General features: G+C 68.0%; 22 protein-coding genes and 4 pseudogenes. 11 read left to right on the forward strand and 15 right to left on the reverse strand.

Going from position 1 to position 17,477, the window contains the following annotated elements; translation table 11 throughout:
• The first annotated feature begins 151 nt into the window (after window positions 1-151).
• The 5 genes and pseudogenes from ACZ7LU_RS22065 to ACZ7LU_RS22085 all read left to right on the forward strand — a co-directional run bounded on the left by ACZ7LU_RS22065 (window position 152) and on the right by ACZ7LU_RS22085 (window position 1,782).
• A complete protein-coding gene (locus ACZ7LU_RS22065) occupies window positions 152-316 on the forward strand; it encodes a hypothetical protein (RefSeq protein WP_471917709.1) in 165 nt (54 codons plus the stop codon).
• Window positions 316-496: pseudogene (locus ACZ7LU_RS22070) on the forward strand (hypothetical protein). The gene ACZ7LU_RS22065 and the pseudogene ACZ7LU_RS22070 overlap by 1 nt, the downstream one beginning before the upstream one ends.
• An 89-nt stretch (window positions 497-585) precedes the next feature.
• Window positions 586-1,098 (forward strand): hypothetical protein, encoded by a 513-nt coding sequence (locus tag ACZ7LU_RS22075; RefSeq protein ID WP_471917710.1) that lies wholly within the window; start codon window positions 586-588, stop codon window positions 1,096-1,098.
• Window positions 1,095-1,286 carry a hypothetical protein gene (locus ACZ7LU_RS22080; protein WP_471917711.1) on the forward strand — a complete coding sequence of 64 codons (192 nt, stop codon included), beginning with the start codon at window positions 1,095-1,097 and terminating at the stop codon, window positions 1,284-1,286. The genes ACZ7LU_RS22075 and ACZ7LU_RS22080 overlap by 4 nt, the downstream gene beginning before the upstream one ends.
• A gap of 16 nt (window positions 1,287-1,302) precedes the next feature.
• On the forward strand, window positions 1,303-1,782 hold the full coding sequence (locus ACZ7LU_RS22085; protein WP_471917712.1) for a hypothetical protein: 480 nt from the start codon (window positions 1,303-1,305) through the stop codon (window positions 1,780-1,782).
• 127 nt (window positions 1,783-1,909) lie between these two features.
• Here ACZ7LU_RS22085 and ACZ7LU_RS22090 read toward each other — a convergent pair whose 3' ends face one another.
• On the reverse strand, window positions 1,910-2,362 hold the full coding sequence (locus tag ACZ7LU_RS22090) for a hypothetical protein (protein WP_471917713.1): 453 nt from the start codon (window positions 2,360-2,362) through the stop codon (window positions 1,910-1,912).
• A gap of 494 nt (window positions 2,363-2,856) precedes the next feature.
• Here ACZ7LU_RS22090 and ACZ7LU_RS22095 point away from each other — a divergent pair.
• Together ACZ7LU_RS22095 and ACZ7LU_RS22100 are read left to right on the forward strand one after the other, a co-directional pair.
• Window positions 2,857-3,722, forward strand: a pseudogene (locus ACZ7LU_RS22095) (IS5 family transposase); the annotation flags it as partial.
• 61 nt (window positions 3,723-3,783) lie between these two features.
• Window positions 3,784-4,113 carry a hypothetical protein gene (locus ACZ7LU_RS22100; RefSeq protein ID WP_471917714.1) on the forward strand — a complete coding sequence of 110 codons (330 nt, stop codon included), beginning with the start codon at window positions 3,784-3,786 and terminating at the stop codon, window positions 4,111-4,113.
• A 248-nt stretch (window positions 4,114-4,361) separates the two neighbouring features.
• Here ACZ7LU_RS22100 and ACZ7LU_RS22105 read toward each other — a convergent pair whose 3' ends face one another.
• Window positions 4,362-4,868, reverse strand: a complete 507-nt coding sequence (locus ACZ7LU_RS22105; protein ID WP_471917715.1) for an RICIN domain-containing protein — start codon at window positions 4,866-4,868, stop codon at window positions 4,362-4,364.
• A gap of 458 nt (window positions 4,869-5,326) precedes the next feature.
• On the opposite strand from ACZ7LU_RS22105, the gene ACZ7LU_RS22110 reads away from it, so the two are divergent.
• Window positions 5,327-5,734: a hypothetical protein gene (locus tag ACZ7LU_RS22110; RefSeq protein WP_471917716.1), complete on the forward strand. Its 408-nt coding sequence runs from the start codon at window positions 5,327-5,329 to the stop codon at window positions 5,732-5,734.
• A gap of 490 nt (window positions 5,735-6,224) precedes the next feature.
• On the opposite strand, the gene ACZ7LU_RS22115 is transcribed toward ACZ7LU_RS22110, so the two are convergent.
• From ACZ7LU_RS22115 to ACZ7LU_RS22135, 5 genes are all read right to left on the reverse strand, one after another.
• Entirely contained in the window at window positions 6,225-6,356 is a 132-nt protein-coding gene (locus ACZ7LU_RS22115) for a hypothetical protein (RefSeq protein WP_471917717.1), read from the reverse strand.
• A gap of 189 nt (window positions 6,357-6,545) precedes the next feature.
• Entirely contained in the window at window positions 6,546-6,725 is a 180-nt protein-coding gene (locus ACZ7LU_RS22120; RefSeq protein WP_471917718.1) for a hypothetical protein, read from the reverse strand.
• Window positions 6,726-6,920: 195 nt separating this feature from the next.
• Window positions 6,921-7,175 carry a hypothetical protein gene (locus ACZ7LU_RS22125; protein WP_471917719.1) on the reverse strand — a complete coding sequence of 85 codons (255 nt, stop codon included), beginning with the start codon at window positions 7,173-7,175 and terminating at the stop codon, window positions 6,921-6,923.
• 515 nt (window positions 7,176-7,690) lie between these two features.
• Window positions 7,691-8,572, reverse strand: coding sequence for a hypothetical protein (locus ACZ7LU_RS22130; RefSeq protein ID WP_471917720.1), 882 nt, complete (start codon window positions 8,570-8,572; stop codon window positions 7,691-7,693).
• Between the two features lie 512 nt (window positions 8,573-9,084).
• Window positions 9,085-9,609, reverse strand: a complete 525-nt coding sequence (locus ACZ7LU_RS22135; RefSeq protein ID WP_471917721.1) for a hypothetical protein — start codon at window positions 9,607-9,609, stop codon at window positions 9,085-9,087.
• A 294-nt stretch (window positions 9,610-9,903) separates the two neighbouring features.
• Between ACZ7LU_RS22135 and ACZ7LU_RS22140 the strand changes: the two are divergent.
• A pseudogene (locus tag ACZ7LU_RS22140) lies at window positions 9,904-10,605 on the forward strand (hypothetical protein).
• Between the two features lie 753 nt (window positions 10,606-11,358).
• Here the strand turns inward: ACZ7LU_RS22140 and ACZ7LU_RS22145 are convergent.
• Window positions 11,359-11,601 carry a hypothetical protein gene (locus tag ACZ7LU_RS22145; RefSeq protein ID WP_471917722.1) on the reverse strand — a complete coding sequence of 81 codons (243 nt, stop codon included), beginning with the start codon at window positions 11,599-11,601 and terminating at the stop codon, window positions 11,359-11,361.
• Between ACZ7LU_RS22145 and ACZ7LU_RS22150 the strand changes: the two genes are divergently transcribed.
• On the forward strand, window positions 11,566-11,823 hold the full coding sequence (locus ACZ7LU_RS22150; protein ID WP_471917723.1) for a WXG100 family type VII secretion target: 258 nt from the start codon (window positions 11,566-11,568) through the stop codon (window positions 11,821-11,823). The two genes, ACZ7LU_RS22145 and ACZ7LU_RS22150, sit on opposite strands and share 36 nt — an antisense overlap.
• A gap of 87 nt (window positions 11,824-11,910) precedes the next feature.
• Here the strand turns inward: ACZ7LU_RS22150 and ACZ7LU_RS22155 are convergent, their stop codons facing one another.
• The 7 genes from ACZ7LU_RS22155 to ACZ7LU_RS22185 form a co-directional block, all read right to left on the reverse strand.
• Window positions 11,911-12,567, reverse strand: a complete 657-nt coding sequence (locus ACZ7LU_RS22155; protein WP_471917724.1) for a hypothetical protein — start codon at window positions 12,565-12,567, stop codon at window positions 11,911-11,913.
• Complete coding sequence (locus ACZ7LU_RS22160) at window positions 12,552-12,824, reverse strand: hypothetical protein (protein ID WP_471917725.1); 273 nt, start codon at window positions 12,822-12,824, stop codon at window positions 12,552-12,554. Before ACZ7LU_RS22160 ends, ACZ7LU_RS22155 begins: the two co-directional genes overlap by 16 nt.
• Window positions 12,821-13,105, reverse strand: a complete 285-nt coding sequence (locus tag ACZ7LU_RS22165) for a hypothetical protein (protein WP_471917726.1) — start codon at window positions 13,103-13,105, stop codon at window positions 12,821-12,823. The genes ACZ7LU_RS22160 and ACZ7LU_RS22165 overlap by 4 nt, the downstream gene beginning before the upstream one ends.
• A gap of 556 nt (window positions 13,106-13,661) precedes the next feature.
• On the reverse strand, window positions 13,662-14,237 hold the full coding sequence (locus ACZ7LU_RS22170; protein WP_471917794.1) for a GNAT family N-acetyltransferase: 576 nt from the start codon (window positions 14,235-14,237) through the stop codon (window positions 13,662-13,664).
• 50 nt (window positions 14,238-14,287) lie between these two features.
• Window positions 14,288-14,374 carry a DUF6192 family protein gene (locus ACZ7LU_RS22175; protein ID WP_471917795.1) on the reverse strand — a complete coding sequence of 29 codons (87 nt, stop codon included), beginning with the start codon at window positions 14,372-14,374 and terminating at the stop codon, window positions 14,288-14,290.
• A 1-nt stretch (window position 14,375) separates the two neighbouring features.
• On the reverse strand, window positions 14,376-14,888 hold the full coding sequence (locus ACZ7LU_RS22180; RefSeq protein WP_471917727.1) for a DUF6192 family protein: 513 nt from the start codon (window positions 14,886-14,888) through the stop codon (window positions 14,376-14,378).
• A 1,137-nt stretch (window positions 14,889-16,025) separates the two neighbouring features.
• Window positions 16,026-16,427, reverse strand: a complete 402-nt coding sequence (locus ACZ7LU_RS22185; RefSeq protein ID WP_471917728.1) for a hypothetical protein — start codon at window positions 16,425-16,427, stop codon at window positions 16,026-16,028.
• Between the two features lie 126 nt (window positions 16,428-16,553).
• On the opposite strand from ACZ7LU_RS22185, the pseudogene ACZ7LU_RS22190 reads away from it, so the two are divergent.
• Window positions 16,554-17,005: pseudogene (locus ACZ7LU_RS22190) on the forward strand (GNAT family N-acetyltransferase); the annotation flags it as partial.
• Window positions 17,006-17,477: the final 472 nt, after the last annotated feature.

Raw genomic sequence — 17,477 nt, forward strand, 5'->3', positions numbered from 1 at the left:
GCAGGACGGCGCCGCAGGCCAGACCGGCCGTACACGTCCCGAGGTCCAGCGCTGGACCGGGCGGGTGTAGTCGGCGCCCGGCGCGCCTGCGCGGCTTACCAGCGACGTGCTGGGGGTCCTGGACGCCGCACCACTCCCTTTCCTGCGGGACATGGTCCTCGACAGGTACGGCGACTACGTCGTCATCCTCGACGCCGACCGCGACCAGGTCCCCGTCTTCACCGCGTACGGAGCGCGGGTTGGCTGGACGGACAACCCCGACGCCACCGCCCACCTCATCGACATCCACGAGCGCGTGAAAGGCGGCGACGCCTGATAGCCGCCACGACGCAGACTCGGACCGTCCTGGAGCGGTTCCCCGCCGAAGCACCCCGTGGCTCGTGGCCGGCCGAAGAGTACGCCGCCGCGCAGCGCGCCCAGGGGCGCCAACGCGCAGGTCGTCATGGACCTGCGCACCGACCATTTCCTCGTGGTCACCGATGCCGCCTCCCAGTAGCACCCCTTCGCAGCGCCGCCCCCGGCCAGCAGAACCGGGCGCGGCGCTCCCCCCTTCCCACCTTCCTCCAGCACACCGAGAGGAACCGCGTGTTACCCACCTTCATCGCCGCCGCCCTCGCCATCGTCGCCACCCTGCTGGGCGCGCTCGTCTCCGGCCGCTTCCAGGGGGGCGCCGCCGGACACTCCGTGCGCGCCAGCCACGGCGAGGCGATCCGCCGTGACCGCCTGGAGGCCATCACCGCGCTCGCCTGCGCCACCAGCGACCACCGCCGCGCGCTCTGGGCGCGCGGCGACGCTGTCCTCACGAACGCTGGCACCGACCGGGTCCAAGCCCTGCGCAGCGAGAGCCACACGACCCGCAGCGCCATCACCCGCCCGCTGGTCGCCCTGCGCGTCCTCATCGAGGACCAGGCCGTGCGCGCCGCCGCCGACCGCATGATCACGCTCACGTACGCGATCCGCAACGCGTACGCCACCACCGAGGACCTCACCGCAGCCCGTGAGGCCGCGAAGAACGCCCACGACGCCTTCGTGAACACCGCCGCCCGCTACCTGCGCCCGGCCACCGACCCCACCATTGAGCAGGAGACCCTCCGATGATCCGTCGCTTCCGCCGCTGCAACCGCGCCCCCGGCGCTCTCTCCCCTGAAGACCAGGCCGTCGTCGACCAGTTCCGTGCGATGCTCACCGCCCTGCGCAACCCGCAGCCCTGGACACCCGGCTGTTCCCAGGACATCGCCGTGCGGATCGGGCCATTCGTGGGAACGCGCACACCCCAGGCCCGGTGACGACCACGGCCCCGACATGATCGCCGTCGCCCTGGTCCACCCCGACACCGGCCACGCCTCCGCCTACCTCCACGGCCGCCAGCTCGGCTACACCGAGCGCGGCTGGCTGCGCTGCGAGACGGCGACGATCCTCGGCATCTGGCAGCCCGGCTACGCGATGCTCACCCACGCCGCCGCGAACCTGTCCCTGCCCGACGACATCGGCACGGAGCTCGCGCACTACGCCCTCTACCTCGAGGCCTGCAAGCGCGACGACAGCCTCAACGGCTTCACCCTGCTGCGCGTCGGCCCGTACACCCAGACCCGGCATGCCCAGCAGGACTACGACCGGCTCACCGCCGCGCTGGAGGGACAGGAGACGACCCTCGTGCCCGGCCACCGCATCACCGCGCGCTACGCGCCGTTCGACGTCAGCGACCACCAGCTGTTCACCGACCCGTACGAGGCCGACGCCGTCGCGCTCCTGAACGCCGCCGTCGCGGCGGTGAGCGCATGACCGCCCCGGCCCGGTACGAGGCCGAGACCAGCGAGGGCGACGACGGCGCGACCGTTCCCGCCGAAGGTATCTTGACGCCCAGCAGCGAGGACGCGGCCGACAACGGGTCGTGAGGCTGCTCCACCTTCTACCGGTACTGCGCTGGAATCGACGAAGGCCTGTCTCGGCCGTCCTGCCTGGGCCTCGGCTGCGTGCCATGGGTCGACACTCCAGCCGTGCTGGTCTTCTCATCGAAGGCAGGGCAGTGCTTGATGCGTTCACGCGTCACCGCGGCCTTCGGACCTGGCGGCACGGGTACCTCGAACAGGTAGCACGAGGGGCCCGGCTCGTAGCCGACCACAATGCGAGATGCGTCCGGGTCGCGTTTCGCGGTCCATTTGCCTCCGGCTGCTTGAGCGATTTCCGCACCGGTCAGCCGGCCGTCTTCAACAGCGAGGCGGAGGCGGTACAGGGTCAGTCCTGACTGCTTGCCGAGCTGTTCCTCCCCGGAAGGCTTGGGTCTCTCGAAGAAGGCCGGCACGGCGATGCTGACGATCAGCCCGATGGCGATGAGTATGAGAGCGGCAGCCAGTACGGTCATGGCTGCGCACCCGGCTGTAGTCGGCCGGGTGCGCCTGGTGGTCTCCTTGGTCACTCCGTCAGGATCCCGTGTATCCGAGCTCTCCGAGCCGTTTGCGCATCACTGCGGCGTATTCGGTGGTGCCGGCGCTCTTCGGGTGAAACGACTCCCGACTGATGCACTTGTTGTTGGCGGCACCCCACAGGCAGGACGCAGGTGCCGCGGCCGGGTCCTCCTCGGGGGCGCATCGGGGCGGTCGCATAGTCGGGCGCGACGAACGCTGGTGTATCCCAGACCTCCCAGCCGAACGAACACTGGCTGCAGGTGAACCCGAAGACTCCCGGCACCCGCTGACATCCTCCATGAGCCCGCGTGAGATCAGGCGGCCGTGCGCCGGGGGAGACCAAGTGCGGTGGCGACCTTTGAGGGCGACGGGGCGATGCAGGACTGCTGACCCCTAGGTCGTGTTTTAGAAGTGGCTGCTGTGCCGTGCCTTGGGCCGTGATGATCTCGGTGTGGGGCGAGGGGATCTTTCGGATGGCCAGTGGGCGGTGCTGGAGCCGTTGTTGCCGGTTGCCGTGCTGGGCCGGCCATCGTGGCATCGACGAAAGCTGATCGATGGGATTCGCAGGCGGGTGCGGACTGGGGCACCGTGGCGGGACGTTCAGCGGAATACGGGCCGTGGCAGACCGTCTATGGGCTTTTCCGACGCTGGCAGCGCGGTGGTGTGTGGGCACAGGTGCTCACAGGTCTGCAGACCCGGGCTGACGCGGCCGGGCTGATCACTTGGGAGGTGAACGTCGACTCCACGATCTGTCGTGCCCATCAGCATGCTGCCGGTGCCCGGCGCGACGGGCAGAGCCAGAAGGAACCGCCGGGCGGAAGCAGTCCCGAGCCCGACGACCATGGTCTGGGACGCTCACGTTGCGGGTGGACCACGAAGATCCATCTCGCCTGCGAGCAGGGACTACGGCCGTTATCGGTGCTGATCACGGCTGGACAACGCGGTGACAGTCCGCAGTTCATCGCCGTACTGGAAGCCATTCGCGTGCCCCGGCTCGGGGCGGGGCGTCCTCGCGTCCGTCCGCTGCGGGTGCGGGGTGACCGGGCCTACTCGTCCCGAGCCAATCGTGCCTATCTGCGACGCCGGGGCATCCGGTGCACCATCCCGGAGCCGACTGATCAGGCAGGACATCGAAGGCGCCGGGGGTCAACAGGCGGACGGCCTCCTGCCTTTGACCGCGAGGACTACAAGGCTCGTCATGCGGTCGAGTGCGGAATCAATCGTCTCAAGCACAACCGGGCTGTGGCCACCAGGTTCGACAAACTGGCTGTGCGTTACCTGGCGGTCGTCCAAGTCGCAGCGATCAACGAGTGGCTGGAGTCCGCCCCATGCGATGCTGACTTGATCGGGTGCCGGGCACAGGGAGAGGACCGTTCCGTTGGGGGCCAGAGGCTATGGCGTCGTCAGCGAGAACGGTGACCACATTGAGGGCGCCTCCGAGGACGCCTTGTTCGAAATGATCAGCGCACTCGACGACACGGACAACACGTTCATCGTCATCGAGCCCGATACGGACGATCCAACCTGGTTCGCGTCCGTGGCCGTCCTGGACGAAGGCGGATACGAGATCGTCCGCCGCGACTCAGCCCCTCACGAGCACAGGGTGCACACGGAAACGGACATCAGCCGCATCGCCCTCGACCTCATCGTCTGGCTGGCCGCACGCAACATTCCAGGGCGGCCAGCCGGATGGACCACCGACTTCTAAAATACGACCTAGGTGACCTGGTTGAGCCAGGCAGCGGCCCGGGGCTCGACGAAGGTGCGATCACGCCTCAGAAGGCTCACCGGTCTCACGCGCCTCCATAGCGGCGTCCGTAAGAGCGTCACATCGGGTTTGCGCTCCACGGCTTCGCACCGCTGAACAGGGCGTACAGCTTGCTGGACACGAGCGAGGCCTCGCAGCGATCATCCTGCCGACCCTGTGTCGCGCAAGATCCCCGACAGAGTCAGCTATTAATAGGAGATGTGCCGGACCGCCCACCGCTGGGAAGGCCCACCCGTGCACGACGACAGTTGAACCCGGTCCTGAGTGTTCCTGGCCAGGCACGTCTTCGTTACCCAGTTGATGATCAGTGCACCGTCCTCCCCGTATTGTGTCACGTCCCAGTACGCTGCCTCATCGTCGGCCAGGCACGGTTTCATCGCGATGAGTCCGTTTCGCGCCGTCAGGCATAATCCCGTGGCCTTCTGCCGTAGGGCTGTGTAATCGATGCTGTCGTCCCAGTACCACGTCTGGTAGCCGCCGAAGTTGCAGTCGGTCACATACACTCCGAATCCCGGATCAGACCGATAGTCCAGACACTTGTCTATGTGCGGCATGCCCTCGAACGCTGACCTCGCGGCCGCCGCACTCGCTGAGGGCACGTTCAGCCCCATCACCATCCCGGCAGCTGCAGCGATCACGGCCAACCTCTTCCACACCATGGGATCCTCCGGAACGCATAGATTGAGCGAGACCATGACAATGGGAGTCTGCTCCAGCTGCGATCCGCGCGCCAGTGCACGGCTGCCGACAACATCCGGTCCACGAAAGGCCGTTGCCACGGCCCGGTCTCAGTGGAGGTGGCGGCCACGGCGCCGAGCCGACGTCACCGCCCCCTGACGAACCCACGACTTTCTGGGCCCAGCCGGAGATCCTCGTGCGGGTGGTCTTGCCGAAGGTGAACGGGCGGGGCCGGTCGGGCAGCAGGGTGGGGACGGTGACCGCGACGGGGTTCTCGGGACGGGAGGCCATCGCCTCGGCGACAGTGCCGGGCAGGCGCAGCTAGTCGGCGTCGACCAGCTGCTGCAGCATCCGCTCGGCATCGTCCTGGAGCCAGCCGGTGAGGTCCTGGCCGGTGACATTCCGGACGCCGGCGGGGCGGCCCGCAGGGTGAGCATGAGCACTGCAGGCGCACCTCGGCCTCCGGGCGCGGGGCATGCGCCTGGACGTGGTCCAGCACGGCCCGGGCGTGCACGGCCTGTTGCCGGCCCAGCAGCCGTTCCACCACCGGACCGTCGTCGTCCGCTGTGCCGCCGGCGGGCGGGCCGCCGCGGTTGGCGTGCATCTCGCGGGTGGTCTGCGCGGCCTTATCGGCTCGTTGTGCCTCGTGCTGCAGGGCGCCGTCGCCGCTGGCGTCGGCCCACAGGCGGAAGGCGCGGGCCTTGCGCTCGTGGAGTTCGGCGAGGAGGGCGAGGTCGGGCTCGGTGCGCTGCTGGTTGGCACGGAAGGCGTCCCCGAGGTCGATGAGCTCCAGGCGCAGGACGTCGGGCTGAAGGTCGTGCGGCACGATCCGCTGGGCGATCTTCCCCCATCTCTTCGCCCGCCGGGGCGTGCTGGCCGGTGAGGCGGCGCGGGCGCAGGGGACCGGTGCGGTGGCGGGGGCGGACGAAGCACCGGTCGCGGGGGAGGGGTGGTGGTCGGAGAAGACCGCCGCTACCTGATCGCCCGCCGTGGCGGCCGGTGTTGTCGCCGGCGGGTTCGTCCCGGCCGGGGGTGGTGCGGGCCGGGGGTGCGGCGGTGTCCAGGACACGGCAGTCAGCGGTGGCGGCCGCGCACCGCGCGCACATCTCCGCGATCCGCCACAGCTGTCCGGTTCGGTCCGCGTACACGGTCAGGACCACCGGGCCGCCGCATCGCACTGCTCCGGACCCGGCCGTCGTCCGTGCGCTGCCGCGTGGTCCAGCGGTCGGATCGGGGGTGTGCCAGGCGCAGTCGTCGGCCCGGCAGGCGCACCACGCGTCGCCGCGCGGCCCGCCGCCTGCGCGGATGTGGGCCAGGTACAGGTTGACGTGTTCGACCGCGCCCTTGCGGCCCGCGGCGGCGTCGGTGAAACGCTAATCGGGGCAGGGCGGGCGGGAGCAGGAGAGCCGGACCGTGCCGGCAGAGGGGCGGCCGTAGGGGTCCAGGCGTACCGTCCACACCCGTCCCGCGACGCGCTCCTGCTGCGTGCTGGCATCCACCGTCATATGCATACCTTCCAGCGTTGTTTGGGCTGCCGCATGGGCGGTCCCATCATCAAGGGATAGCGGCAGAATTACCGGCCAATTGCCGGTCAGCCGCAGACATTTCAGCCTCGTTCCGTACTCACGGGTCAGAAAAGTCAGCCTTTGGCTGATCCAGCCACGCCGGGTGGCTAGCTCGGCTTGGATAGTGCGTCAAGACGAGGCACCGGTCGAAGCCAGCAGATCGCTTTCAGGGAGATCGTGCTCGCGCACACGGTGCCCGGTCAGGTTGGGGATGCCGACGCGCTCGTGCTCATCCGGTTGCCAGCCGTGTGCTTCCAGATCACCGCGCAGTTCAGTCAGCGCCGCCAGGAGCGCGTCGAGGGTCGCCATGCGTCGGACCGTACTCGGTGGGGTGAACGCACCAAGAGGGGAGATCCCCACTGCATCGTGCTGACCAGCGGTGGTCGGGGTTTGGGGTCGGTGCGGCGGGGCCCATGCTCAGCCCCATGGTCGGGGTCGTTTGTGGGGGTTCGCGGCCGCCTTCCAGCGGGCGCGGTCGTAAGGGGCTCCGGCTGCAGCGGTTGGTCAGCTCGTGCGCTCGAAGGGCGTGACCATGTGCGCCACTGCCAGGGAGGTGCGGATCTTGGCAGCCTGCTGGGTAAGCCCGTCGGCGACGTTCTGGGCGTGGCGGACGATGATGTCGTCTGTGTCGTCGCCGCCGATCAGCTGTGCCGAAGCACAGCAGTTGTCACCAGCAGAGCCGGATGACGTGGTGAATGAGACCGGGCGAAGCAGCCTGGTTGTCACCAACAAGGCATTCGACTTGTCACATGCGCTCATTCAGCATTCTTTCTGTCACCAGAAGCGAAGATCGGGAGTCGGCGGCTCTGCGCCGCGCTTCCGTGACGTCATGGTCGCTACACGTGCTGGGTCAGGAAAGGTGGTCGACATCAGTGCAGCTAAGAGAACCTGTTTGTGTCGACGGACGTCGATGCGGGCAGGCCGGGCTGGATTTTGGTGACGAGGCGGTGGGCGGCCTCATGGCGGGCCGGTGGGGACGAGGCGTCTTGCTCGGTGCACGATCTTGTACAGGAGCCGAGGAGCCTGGAGGAGAGCGACGTACGCCCCGAGCCCTTGATCAAGGGGCGGACCGGGAGTCGTTTGCCGCGGCGATTGACGCCGACATCACCGTCCATCTCGCGCGTCGGCTCCACAGGTGCTGAACGAACGTCTGCTGGGCCCGGACCGACAACGACCAGCCCGTCCCGAGACTCCCCGTCTGCTGAGGGCGGCGGGGGCATGACGGGGCGGTGACGGGCCCGTCCCCGGGCAGGCACCGCCCCCCGTCGCGGGCGTCAGAGCGCGCTGAAGCCGCTCTCCCCCGGTCGGCGGCAGCCAGTGAGGGCCGCCAGGGGGATTCCCCCGATGAAATCCATTTCCTGGGTGGGGCCGACGGGACCGATGACGGCCGCGGTCGCGGTCTCCAGGGACGTGCTGTTGGCGTAGACCGTCGGCTTGGTCAGGATCCTGCTCCGCGCAGGCGGCGCGGCGAATTTATGCCAGCCGCTGACCTGGATCTGGTAGAGGTACCGGTCGTTGCTGGCGTACCCGCCGCAGTCCTCGTCCAGCGCCGTGGAGACCAAGGTCGGCTTGGGGCTGCTGACATGGGCCCGGGCGTAGGCGATCGGGTCCTCAAGGAACGCGGCGAGTTCGGTCGCGACGGACGGGTTGTTGCGGGACCTCATCCCGTTCGCCTGCCGGATGACCTCGGGAGAGCGCCCATCGGCTCGGAAGACGACCAGGCTTGCCGATTCGGCGAGCGTGTACCCGTGCGCGGGAATATCGGGCGTCTGCGCGGACTCCGCGGCGGCCGACGTCTGCCCGGCCGAGTTGGTCTGATCGGCGCTGGAGGTCTGCGCGGCCCCCCCGAGCCTCAGGTGGTCGGGCTTGTTCGGTACGGGCGGCGGCTTCCCGTCGGTGGGCGCGGTCTGTACGGCGACCGGGCCGCCGCGACCCTCGTGGGCGGCACCGGCGACGGGGGCAGTCCGTGGCTCCACGGCGCGTTGCACATCGAGCCGGTCGGCGCTGCGGAGCATCTGGACGACCGCGGCGTTGCCCGCAGCGGCCTGTAGGCCGAGCAGGCCATGCTGCGGGGGCGGGGCGGATACGGACCAACGGGCAGGGATACGGCTGTTGCCCGCCCCGGTGTGAGAGCTGGCCTTCTCGTGATCGTGCACGGGAGTCCCTCTTCTGGCGTGAGATCGTCAACTTCCCTGGATACGTGGCGGGGAGACGCTGGCGCAAGGTGCGGGTGGGCAGCATGCGGTGACCGGACGGGCACATCCGATGCCGCGATGATCCGCGTGTGGGCCGGCCTGTTCTCGCCAGGGGGAGAACGGCCCCCGGGGCTCAGGGCGCAGCTGCTCGTAGACGTCATCCGGCACGTTGATGCGCAGATCGTGTCGGGCCGCGCCCGAATCCTGAGCGTTCATGGCGTCTCTCCTCCTGGTTCGGGGAGCTGGCAGGGCAGGTGCGGCGGCGAAGCAGCAGAGGTCTTGGCGGAACAACTGCTCATCCGGCGTCTCCCACGGCGGCCCGTAGCAGGTCGCCGGTTCACACACGCGCTCCCGGCCGGCCCGGCGCCCGACGGCGCTCGTCTTGTCACCAGCAGCCCGCAAAGCAGGACCGGTGTCACCAGCTCCGGCGCTCTAGCCAGTCGCCGGAGCTCCCCGCGCCCCCAGCGGCCGGCTCAGCACGTCCTGTCCGGCGCTCCCGGTGACAACTGGCCTGCCTTGGTGACAGCTATCGTGCTTCGGCTCATCAGCGGGTCGTGTGCGCGGTCGGTGCCGCGCGTGTTGGCGCCCCAGGCGTGGAAGAGGATGTCGTCCATGTCGCTCATCGCGTCGGCGACCGCTTCGAGGATCTCGTTGCGCTGGCGGTACCAGTCATCGGGGAGGTCCGTGAGCGGCCCGTACGCGGCGGCCAGATCCTGCCACGGCAGCGGCCTGCTGTTCTCTTCGAGGGGCAGCCGCGGCTTGTGGCCGCGCAGTTGCCATTCGCCTTTGTGCGGGCCATCGCCGGTGAGGCGGATCCACAGGTCACCTTCGCCGTCTACGACCAACTCCCGCCAGTCCCAGTGGTCATGCGCGGGCGCTGTGTCGTCGGGCCCCCAGGTCGTGCGGTCGGGGTGCTCGGAGTGCCGGGCCTGGGTGACGGCGAGCTGAACCGTGCGGTCGCCCGAACGGTCGGCGGCAAGGGTGGGGAGCTGAATCATGCCCCCATCCTTTCGCGGCCCGGGGAGTCGTTTGCGTTCGTTCCCGAAGTTTGGTGGCGGACTGGAACGTTCTGCCGCGTAGCGACCGGACGGGCGGTGCAGTGGTTCGTGGCAGCCGGGCCCGAGGGTTGACCGCGGCGCGGCGTCGCCCCGGACGGGTGAATTTCTTCCTCGTGTACGCGTGCGCAGCTCCGGCCGCGTGGGCCCAACTTGCCTGTTTTTATGGCAGCTTGCTACTTCTAAGAACGTTCTGCCATGTTATGTTCCACTGTTAATCGAACGAGAGGTGATCTCATGGCACGAGTACGACGGGCTGAGTACGACGCGACCCAGGCCACCAAGCGCCTGAAGGTGTCCGCAGCTGCCTTCCGGTGGGCGCGGCACACCGGCCTCATCCCGGCGCCGGACGCGTCTTCCTGGTAGTGGTCCCGGGCCGCTGTGGAGGCGCTGGACGCCGACGCCATCCGGGCCGCGATGCCCTCCCCGCCGATCAGCGGCGGCGCGGCGGCCGACCGGATCGCCAACGCGCTCGGCACACCCAACCCGACCACGTACGGCGAGCGGGCGAACGTGACCGCGTTCGTGGTGCGCCGGCTCGTCGACCGCGGCCTGCTGGTCGACCTGAGCGCGAACCCGGACGGGACGCTGCACCACCCCGACCAGGTCGACCAGGTCTGCCGCCGCGAGGACTTGGCGGACCTGGTCGCCGCCGACACCCCGCTCGGCCCCGAGCAGGCCGCCGCCCGCCTACGGGTACGCCGTGCCGACTTCGACCACATGGTCCGGCCCGAATGGGTCCGCTCCCCGCAGTCAATCGAGGTCCGCTTCGGCACCAGCCGGGCCGGGGCCGTCGACGTCGCGCTCTACACCACCGCCTGCGTCGACGCGGTCATCCCCGCCCACCCCGAAGTCGACTGGGAGCTGCGCGCGGTGGAGAAAGGCCGGCGCTCCCCACTCGCGGCGCTGCGCCCCGCACCCGCGCCCACACCCGCCTGAGATTGCGTGCGCCCGTACAGCGCTACGTCGGCGCTCCCCGCCCGCCGTGTCCCAGCCATCCAGTAAGGCGGCCAGGCCCGCGCGACAATGCCCGCCCAGAACCTTCCCGACGACCGTGCGGCGCTCACTCGCGAGGAACTGGCAGGCTGTGCCCCGCCCGTCACAGCGCAAACGGCCGGATCTGCGCCCGCACGGCCGGTCACACCCCAGATCTCCACCGGCCGGGCCGAGGACGGCGCGTGGACCGCCTGACCGACGACGGCAGACGCCTGCGTCCACGGACAGGTCGTGGCGAGGGAGTGGGGAGGCGGGGTCGTCGACCCAGATACGGCAACTACCCGTGCGACGGGTCGTGATGCCGAAACGGTTGCGGCCGGGCCGGCCGCGCTCCTCCCACCGCTGCCAGGCCGCGCACACCTCGTCCCACACCCGCCGCGGGCCATGCTGTGTGACGGCTTGCGGTGCCTGCCAGTCGTCCACCGCGACCGAAGCCCAGGATCCGTCGATGCCCCACAGGCGCAGCAGCCGATCGCCGCGGGCGGGCACCGGGTCGTACGTGACGCCGGGAACCTGCAGCCCGACCGCCCATCGGGACGCACCCGTTGCCAACACCCCCCGGGGATCCACTGCGGACGCCGACCGCGCGGCGCACGCGCGGGCCGGGTCGGGCCACCGTGGCCTGGCGACCAACACCCTCCCACGCCGGTCGCCCGACGCCGATGAGGGCGGCGGAGGCGGCGCCGGTCCAGTCACCTAGCCGAGCAGGTGCAGCAGCGGCTCGTCGAGAGCGCGCGTGCCGTCGGTGGGTATGTGCCCGTGCGTATCGCGGAGGTTGCGCGGGGCGAGGTGGGCCAGAGCAGGTCGGAAGCCGGTGCACCAGATCCCCGCTTCCGCGCTGCTCTGGCTGCCGTCGGCCCACTGGACGCCGTGGGCGGTGAGGGCGGAGAACATCGCCTTCGCGTGGAGGAGTCCGACGTCGCGTGTGGTGCGGGCCATGGGTACGGCGACGATGTCGCCGAGTACATCGCGAACCTGGTCGAAACGGGCTTCGTCACCAAGAGCGCGTCGAAGGCCTTTGACGAGAACTTCGATGAGTTCGTCACCGGTGCCAAGAAAACTCAGGATGGTTTGCACGGCATGGGCGATTACCTCACCAATGCCGCCGACAAGTTCGAGCAGATCGACGACGAGCTGGGCAGGGCCGCGAGGAGTAAGTGACTCCAAGAGCGTTGCAACACAGGGCTGGAGTGGCTGTCTGCTGCGCCAGCCCTGTGCACGCCCATGCGGCTTGGAGCGCCACTTGTATCAGTCGTCGCTCTCGTCATCAGGAATCACGTAGTCGTCTGCCCGCAGCGTAATCGTGTGGCACAACGCATCGATGGCATCGAGCGCTCCGAGAATCTGGGCCGGCGCTGGAGAGCTGACGAGGACAACCACATCTTGGTCATGCTCCGTGTCACGCCACGCATACCGCAGGCTTGACAGAACCGCATTGCTCTCAGAGTCGACCGTATATCTCAGCACCCGCAATCCAGACCCCAGGGATGCGGTGAAAAACTCCTCTGCGATTGGTTTCTCAATAGCTTCAGGATCGTCCGCAAGAGTCAGTAGGCGCAGCTCCTCATCCTTGTTGCCCTTGGCCTCGAAGCTGGTCAGAAACACTGGAATGGGCATCGAATCCGGTTCCGGGAGATAGAGATACACCTCGAACCCGGGGAAGATCTTGGGATATCTCTCGACGCACTCCAGAAGAGTTTCTGCGAGGAACCCTACGCTCCCTTCGTCGGGATCCTCGACAACATCCTCCCAGCAGATCTGAGCCGTCTCGTGCGCCCACTGGAGGGGGGTCTGGCTGTCGTCACCTTCAAGAGGCTCCACCCCGATAGTCCACTCCGGGGGGATCTCAACCCATGTCTCCACGTCGTAGTCGACTTCTAGCCAGCTCATTATGTTGCACTCCAACGGAACGTTGTGATTATGGTGTCGAAGAGGGACACCGTGGCGTTTGCCAGTTCATCATTTGGATCGCCGCCTCCCATGGTTGAGGAGGTGATTGTCAGCCATCGGCCGGGATCCTTCGGTACAGCGGCCATATAGTGCACGCGGCACGAGGCCAACCCGATATTTTCGTCGGCATCCGCCTCCATGGCTAATTCGCGTCGCGCTCCGGGCACACCGTCAACCTCGACGGAATCATACCCGCCGTCTTCGGATGTCATGGAGCCGAGAGAATTTCCAGGATCACATTCATGTTGACCTCGCCGGCAACGAACGAGGACGCGATGGGAGTGTCACCAAACTGTGCAATCGGCAGGTAGAAGTCCAGCCTCCCGCTCTGGTGGGCATCCGCGACACCCAACCTCAGGCGGCGCTCAACTTCAATGCCGAGGAAGGACTCACCCAGGCGCACAGCGAGATCCGAGCCCAGCGCAACCGCATCGGTGAGCTCATGGGTCAGCTCCGCGACAGGGAGACGGCCGGCGTCGGTGAACTGACCCACGCTACGGCCACGGAGACCGCCACCTTGAAACGCTAGGTCCGGCAGCTGGTGAGGAGCACCGCGAGTTGCAAGAACGCCTCGAAGGTTGCCGCAGCAGTCTCCGGTTCGCTGAGAACCCATCTCTGAACCCTTGATCACGCCACCGAATGGGTGACTTTGGGTGCTGTGATTCGTTGCCGAGATGTGCCGTACGAACCCCTGAATGCTGCTCTCCAGCAAATGGCGTCCTGCCAAGGCCAGTTGGCGGGCCTCACCTCTGCGCGGGCTCCCGACGAGTTGCTCGGTCTCAGCATGCAAGAGGCTGCCACGGGTGGGGGAACTCGCGGGCGATGCTCTCCAACTCATTGAGGACGCGGAAGCCGCAATTGACGTAGGAGAGCGCCGATCGACGGCGTGACATCCTTGGTCAACGCGATCAACCGGCTCACAGACCAGCTTCGGGACCGTGTGCTGACGAGCCCGGCGTCATGACCCGGCGTGAGCCGCGAACGGACAGTCGGGCGAAGAGGGCCCCCTATTTGACCAGCAAACAGACGGCGGTTCCGGATCAAGCGTGCTATCGGGTGCGGGCGTGGAGATGCATGTCGTGCCAGCCGTCCGCATGGAGCAGCGCGTTGCGACGGACGCCTTCCTGCAAGAAACCCGTCTTGATCGCCACGCGGCATGACGCCTGGTTGTTCGCTGAATGCCCGAGTTCCGGACGGTGGAATCCGGCTACGTTCAAGGCCCAGTCAGTTGCCGTGGCGACAGCTCGGGAACAGACACCAGAACGGCGGGCCCAGGGTGCGGTCCAATACGAGATCTCAGCCTGACCGCCCATGAGGATCACTGATTGCAGAGAAACCCGGCCGAGAGCAGTGTCGCTGTCGGCGTCGACGACAGCCCAGTGGGTGGCAATTTCGTCTTGCCAACCCCGCTGCCCTTGCATGATCCATTCTCGGGCTTCCACTTCTGAGTCGGCCCGCTTCAGATGCCAACGCTGAATGTCCGGGTCCTGAAACACCTTCACAACGGCAGCAGAGTCTTCTACCAGCCAGGGACGCAGCAGCAAACCACCCTCCACCGGTATGGACGGCTGGGGTGCAGTAGCCAAACAACCAACGGGCACCAGCGGGGCAACCAAGGCATGCATGGTCACAGCATCTCAAGCTCGATCACAGCAATGAAGGGGTGCCCCGAGGATCAAAACAGGTACTGAGCGTGATTGACCTGGTGCCGGGCGGTGTCGTCGGTCATGGCGTTGAGTGCCTTTGATGGACGCCGCAGCAGATCAGGTCGCCACCTGCCCGTCGGCGACCAGGTCGTGCACGGCCTCGGTCTTCCCTTGCGCTGTCTCCGGGCCCGGCCCGTGGTAGCCGACGCGCTGCCGGGCGGTCTCCGGCGTCCACCGCCGCTTGCCGGTCCCTTCGTCCAGCGGCGGGTTCTTGACCGCCGCCCACCGTTCCTCGTCGTCAGAGATCGCGGCCAGGGTCTGGTGGGTACTGAACGCCACTCCAGAGAATCGGTGCTGCTCAGGCCACCGGCTGGCCACCCACCGATACGACTTCAGGGTGTTGTAGGGCACGTTGACGTCTTCCGACAGTCGGTGCAGCCATGCTGGCACCCCGAACAGGTCGTCCCGCACCGACCGGCCGCCGTACTCCTGCATCGGGACGACTCCCAGCGCACCGTCGCCGATGATGAACGAGCTCTTCGGTAACTTCTCGACGGCCTCGCGCAGCCTCTCCACGATCTGCCCATAGCGCTCGATGCTGACGCTGCCGATCTGCTCCGTACTGAGCACGGCGCCCACCCCCCTGCCAGGCCGGAGCACGGCCCCATGGCCGTGAAGGGGGACCCCGGCTCGCCCGGTACGGGCAGAGTCCGCCTGCTGCCGCACTTCGGAAAGGCGAGTCCCCACGGCGCGCGAAGCACCCGAAACCTCTCCGCAAAGCCCGCTGCCAGGCCATTGCGAACGGAGAGCCCGGTGGGTACGGAGTCCCCCACTGAGGCGCTTGTGCGAGATCAACAGGGGTAGAAAGTTGGGCTCTGACCGTCCGTCGGTGATCACGCTACGGACAACCAGGTTCATCCGCCTGCGGCAACAGGGGCTGTCGGCGAGGCCGGCCTGGACGGCCGACCACTGGATCGGCGTCGCCAGCCTGGGCACCACCCCGGCCCGGGGGACCTGCTCGACGGCGAGACCACCGGTGCGAACGGCCGCAGCCTTCCTGCCCGTTGGGACGAGAGGTGGCTGGCGGTGATGCGCGCGAACCGGTGGACGGTGCGCTGGCGGCTAACCTCAAGCGACTTCAAGGGCATGTTCGCGCCGTTCCCGGAGGTAAGGTGCGCAGGGATTGTGCTGCTCGGCGCACGGAAGCAGGCCGGGGCCCGCGCGCAGGACTACCTCTGAGGACTGAACACCGTTCTCCCGGTTCTGGCCCCGACCGTCCCGTACATCAACGACAAAGCAGATGCCCACGAGCAGCAGACCGTCGGCGCGGCGTTCGAGCGGATTGCCGAGATGTTGTTCGGATGATGGCTGAGGGCAGCCCAAGCCTCCCGCAGAACACCGCTGCCCACACCAGAGCGTCAAGCCCGCGCGCCCGACACCACCCGTGCTCTGCTGGCCGCTGAAGACGTGCCGACCGCGTTCGTCCAGCTACAACTCGTGGAGCGAGACGCACGGCGCGAGGCTCGCTGCTCCTCGGTATGCGCGCTAACGGCCGACGTCGCCGCGCGCCAGCCAGGGCTGCCCGGTGCCACTGCCTTCGCCCGCCGCACCGCCCCGTGCTCGGAACCCTCTCGGAACCCTCCGAGGGGGTTCCGAGAGGGTTGTTCTGGGGTTGTCGGGGGTGAGAGGGAGAGGAGGGGACGCTTGGGGACTTTGTTACGGACTTCCTCCTCCTCTCGCTCTCGCGGCTCGCCAAACGGCATAGCGTTAGTCAGGGCGGCGTGCGGAGTCACCGATGTTGGTCCCCGGTTTACGCGGGTGCCGGTGTCCACTGATGGCGGCCCAGGCCAGTGTCAGGATCAAGACGGTGGTTCCGGCTGCTGCCATGATGTTGGGGAGGTCGACGACGAGCGTGTCCAGGTGGAGGCGGCCACCGTCCAGCAGCCCGTCCCGGACTGTGTACGCGCCGCCGATACCGGCGGCGTCGGCGCTCAGGACGATGGGCACGAGGAAGCCGTCCCGGGCCCGCAGCCAGAGGACGGCGGTAACACCGATCGCCAGCGCCACGACCGTGCTTGCCAGGCTGGCCAGCTCCACGCCGGAGTCGATGACGAACTTCGAGTCGATCCACGCTCCAGCGGCCACCACCGCACATGCGGCCAGCATCATCACCGCCCCACGCCATAGCGACCCCGGCATGGTTCGACGAGGCCTCTCTGCAAGGGTGGGGGAAACGGACGTGGATGCGGTCATGCAAACATCATGACCCACGCCCCCGACTGTGGTTTGCGAGGGGCGGCGTTCATCGAGTTGCTCGCCTCCCGCAGGTGCACGCCTACCTCGGCAGGCCCCGGCCACGTGACGAGTTCAAGCGCGAGTTGTCCGGGATGCCCGGGTGGTGGCCCGGGAGCTTCGTCGTCGATCTCGACGGGTCGATGATCGGCCAGATCCCGCTCAGGAGGGCAACAGGGCATCGCCACCCGACTGCTGTGGGGAAAGACGATCTCGGCTATCTGTTCCTGCCGCAGGCCTGGGGATCCGGGTACGCCGCCGAGGTGTGCGCGGCGGCCCTCGGCTGGCTCGCCGGCGTGCTTCCCGGCGAGCCGGTGGTACTCACCACCCAGAGCGCCAACGCCGCCTCGATGCGTCTCGCGGTGAAGCTGGGGTTCGCCGAGGTGGAGCGGTTCGAGGCATGGGGCGCCGAGCAGTGGCTCGGCATGCGGTCCCCGGTCACGCCGTCCGCTTGAGCTCACAGAGCATCAATGTGGACTCACGGGCCGCTGCAAGCCGTCACCGTGACGCGCCAGTGAAACGGCAACTCATTCCCGCCGGCACGTGACGACTCTGACCTGTGATCTTGAGGTATCCAGACAGGCACTGAGGAAGGGTAGCGGCGCTTCCGGGGTGAACGGCGCCTGCCCCGGGGCGTACCAGATGAGCTTGAGGACGACCGACGCCAGCTGGTCGTACGGGTGGATGAGACGTCAGAGCCAGGTGAGCCTCCGCTCTCCAGCATTCTCGCGCTGGCGACCCACAGCTGGCGGAGGCGTACCGGGCGTCGGTCAACCGGTTCGGCGGGCAAATCCCCGCACCAGACTGCGAGTTGTTGCGAGACGTGATCGACAGGCTTTGGCTGGCGCGCGACGCCGGACACCGGCTCCTTTCCGCCGCCACAGGCTTGTCTCGGCGTCCTGCCGCTCTCGCTGTTCTACACCGCTG

Source organism: Streptomyces sp. NPDC039462 (assembly GCF_055639375.1).